2 protein-coding genes are annotated in these 4,283 nt (G+C 58.3%); both read right to left on the bottom strand.

The window, feature by feature from the left end:
* On the bottom strand, positions 1-1,849 hold a 1,849-nt coding region (locus DQ405_RS24855), incomplete at its 3' end, for an LPS-assembly protein LptD (RefSeq protein ID WP_168426396.1).
* Between the two features lie 147 nt (positions 1,850-1,996).
* Positions 1,997-3,703 carry a group II intron reverse transcriptase/maturase gene (gene ltrA, locus DQ405_RS24850; RefSeq protein ID WP_168426395.1) on the bottom strand — a complete coding sequence of 569 codons (1,707 nt, stop codon included), beginning with the start codon at positions 3,701-3,703 and terminating at the stop codon, positions 1,997-1,999.
* Positions 3,704-4,283 lie beyond the last annotated feature (580 nt).

The following is a 4,283-nucleotide window of genomic DNA, read 5'->3' as shown; positions in this document are numbered from 1 at the left end:
CACGATCGAAATAGAGACCGCTGTCGACGCTGAAGATCGGCACGCTGCGGTTCTGGGTTTTATCAAACGACTCATAGGCTGCCAGCGTCTGTTGGCCCCGGTCATCGAGATCCAGATCGTACTGGGTGTATGCATATTTTAGCGACGGCTTGAGAAAGCCCCACGTCCAGTCAAGCGGCAGGCTGACGCCCGGCTCCAGATGGAGACGCTCGCCTTCGGCGCGGGTTAAACCACGTAGGCGATCGTCGTACCAGCGATGCTCGGGCAGGCCGGTATTTCCATCCTCGTCGGTAAAGAATCCCTCACGCAAACTGCGCTGGAAGCTAACGAACTCGGTGTTGTAGGCAAACCGCAAACCGCCTGGCTGGAACGGCAGGGCGCCATTGAGCGTTAGTTGCGGCAGGCGCTCATAGGGCGTGATGTCGGTAACCGTGGCACGCTCGTAAGCGTGTACGTTCAGCCGTGCGGTATAGCCGTCGCCGCGATAGCTCAGCGTGCCCCGCTGGTCCAGATGATCCGGCTGATCGATGCCCAGGTTGGTATCGAGGTCTTGGAAATAGTAGGGATCGCTGATATCGGTGTAGTCGGCTTCCGCTAGCCACCGGCTGTCCAGACCGGTGCGATGCTGCCAGCTGTACATCCAGCGTTGGTCCTCATACTCGGACTGCAGCTCGCGATCATCGTTGCTGTCGTTCAGGTAGGCTCCGCCGAACTGGCCTTCGCTACGGCGGGTCAGGTAGCGGAACTGGCCTTCCATCAGCAGACCGCGGTCGGTCATGTAGTTCGGGTAGAGCGTGGCGTCGAAATTCGGCGCCAGGTTGAAATAGTACGGGGTAACCAACGACAGCCCGGTATCGCTCGAGGAGCTGATGCTGGGCGCGAGGAAGCCGGATTGGCGGCGATCATCGATCGGGAAGTGGATATACGGCGTGTAGAACACCGGGACGCCCTTGACCCGAAGCGTCACGTTGGTCGCCGAGCCAAAGCCGGTCGCTGGGTTCAGGGTGACGTTGTTGCCTTGCAGATACCAATCGTTGTCGCCTGGCTCACAGCGCGTGTACGTCCCGTCCTTGAGGCGGATGATGGCGTCGTCGGTGCGCTTGGCATACAGCGCGCTACCGCGGATCTTGCCATCGTGAACCACGTACTCGGCGTTATCGACCTGAGCTTCACCGGTATCGAGGAAAATCTCGGCGCGGTCGCCAACCATCAGGGCGCTGCGGTCACGCAGGCGAACATTGCCTTTCAGCTCGCCGCGGTTTTCCAACTGATGAAGACTGGCTTCATCGGCTTCGGCCTGGATGCTGCCCTGACGCAACACGACGTCACCCGCCAGCGTCGCGATTTCCTGCTGCTGTTCGTAGCGCGTCGCTTTCGCTGAGACGTAGGTCGGCGCGTCACTCATCGGCGTCTCGTCGAACTGACCGGGGCGGCTCGGTTCAACATAGGTACCGGTGCAGTAAGGACCTGTTTCGGCCAGCTGCGCATTAGTCAGCTGGTCACGCGGCACCCAGTCCAGGTGGCTGTAGTCGGCACTGCGTGATGCCAGCGCGCGGCCCTTGCTCTCAGTCACCAGCTTGGTGGTGGCGGCTTGGCGCTCAGCCTTGCTGGCGCGTGGTTGTGCCGCGCTGGTGGTATCGCTCGCGGCACTGCCTCGGTGTACAGGGCGGGGAGGCAGATCGGGACTCGCCGGATCGGATGCGCAGCTCCAACCGCCACCAGCACCAGGCTGACAGGCGAACTGTTCGGCTGCGATCACAAGAGGAGTCGCTACAGGTTGCAATGCGAGCAAACCGCCAGTAACCAGTAGGGGGAATTTTTTACGAAAAGCGGGATATTTGACTGCCATCTTGTTTTTGGGGTCCGTGCTTGCGGCGAGCCATCGGCCGGGCTGGGCCGCACGCCTCTCGATGGGCTGAAAGTCGGGTAGCCCCGTTCCGTTAACCGGAACCGGGGCCCCCTAAGAACCGTACGTGCGCCTTTCAACGCATACGGCTCAAGCCTTTAACAAAGCCCCCGAAGAGGCCGGTTTGCACACTGTCAAACCACGAGCATGAAGTTGTCGGTGGCAAATGGGGTGCAATAGTACCCGGTTACCCAATGAGTCTCCACCGCCTTGTGAGCGGTAGATAATGTGATGGTCGTGCCATCCCGTCTCCTTGGTAATCGGTTGATTGCAAAGCAAACACAGTCCTTTTTGGTTCTGAAACAGGCTGGTCACCTGCTTACGGTATTTCAGCTTTTTCAGCATCCGTTCCATTCGCAGTTTCTCGCCTATTGCTTCCATCGAAAGATCGAAGGGGTTGTAGTCCCCGCTCACCTTCTTGTGCCGCTCAATCGGTGTGCTCGCGAGCGAGTACAACGCGACCTCCCGTTTTGTCCCCTCTTCATCTTGTACCGTGGTAGCGAACATCCAATTTCTATCGCCAGCAGCCGGGAAATACCTCTTCCTGACCCATTCCAGTGACTTGTTCGGATGTCGCCGTTTCGCCCAACGCCAGAGCTTCAGAAACACTTTGCTATCCATGCGGCTGTACGCCTGCTTGGCCACCACTGGCTGGTGATACAACGCCCAGCCTCGCAAGATAGGATTCAACAATCGGATTAAATCCTCCTGCCTTGCCGTCTTGCGAGTGTCGATAACTTCCTTCACTTTGCTGTAGAACGCCTTGACGTTCTTCTTGCTCGGCTTGATCAGGAGCTTCCCGCTGTACTTGCGGAAGTTCCATCCCAGAAAGTCGAAGCCTTGGTCGATATGGACGATCTGCGTTTTCTCAGGTGACAACCGCAGCCCGCGTTCCGCCAGAAACTGCTCTACCCAAGGTCTGACCTCGTTTTCCAGCATCTCAGGAGAGCTACCAGTGATCACGAAATCGTCCGCATAGCGCACCACGTTAACCTTCAGCTTCTTAGCCCTTGTCACGCCCAGATGTTGCTTGAGCTGTGATTCCAAGCCATCGAGCACCATGTTTGCCAATGTCGGCGAGATGATCCCGCCTTGTGGCGTACCTGCATCCGCTGCCTGCAGCTGGCCTTTATTCACTACGCCAGCCTTCAGCCATTTCCGGAGAACCACCTTGTCCGTGGGAACTTTGGCGATCAACCAGTCATGGTTGATGTGATCGAAGCAACCGAATATGTCCGCCTCCAGCACCCATTGGGCCGAAGCCTTCTTGGACAGGCAGACAAATAACTGCCCCATCGCATCCGCCGTCGAGCGTTCGATCCTGAAGCCGTAGCTGTTCGGATCGCCCTTGGTTTCTGCAATGGGCGCCAGGGCCAGCAGGTACAACGCCTGCATGGCCCTATCGGTCATGGTTGGGATGCCCAGAGGGCGTTCCTTCCCATTCGACTTCGGAATGAGCACACGCCGTAAAGGCCGTGGTTGATATCCGCGCCGCTTCAACCCATTTGCCGCTTTCCATTTGGCGTCAGGTGTATCCCAGAGCACGCGGTCGACTCCCGCCGTGCGCTTACCCTGGTTTTCAGTGACTCTTCGTACGGCCAGATATCTGGCCGACTTCGAGCGGGTCAGCATTCGTTGCAAAGCTTTCACCTTGCGCCAGTCGCCTTCCCGACAAGCCTTCGCAATCCGAACCTGCATTCCCCGGACATTCCGCTGAACCCGACACCAGTCGATGTCGTGCCATTGCTGCGGAGTGCCGGAAAGCGCAGACCCGGCCTGTTGGCTGAGCACTATCATGCTGCTTCCCTCTCAAGATGGTTGAACCATCCCAAGCGAAAGACACACGCCGGCCCTGACGGGATGCGCATATCCCGCCAAGGTTGGTTTAGTAGGGCTCGATGGAGCTGAGCCCGATGTTCATGAGATAGGGTCAGTCAGACGTCATGCGACGAAAGACCACGCAGAAGTCTGCCCGGTTTCCCGTGGGGTAATGTTCCAACCCCTATCCGAACCATTACAGTCCGGCATTCGCTTTCTCTGCGATCCCATACCCGCACCGCCAACAGCTCACCTTGCGGCTCACCTGCCACGAGGGCAGCGATACGGGCTTACCACGTTCCCTATCTGTCACACGACTGGGTTAGGACCTGCTTTTTCACCGGAGGCCGTAATGGCGAACGTATCCCCACATCCCACGGAGATAACCGACCTCGTACCTTTTGGTTCATGCCTATCAGCAGCTTTGGCATGTTTATCCTTACGGTGTTTATCAGCAGTTCACTTGTGTTTGCCCGTTGCCAGCCAGCCCTAGCGCCTCAACCCGGTACTGCTCCGAGCATCCACGGCTTGCCTCACGGCAAAACCGCGCCCTTGCGGG

The organism is Pseudomonas sp. SST3, assembly GCF_003325755.1.
This window is presented reverse-complemented; position numbering and strand designations above follow the sequence as displayed.

Coding starts and splice junctions, on each gene's coding strand:
- ltrA (WP_168426395.1), bottom strand. CDS start 3,703: ATGATAGTGCTCAGCCAACAGGCCGGGTCTGCGCTTTCCGGCACTCCG.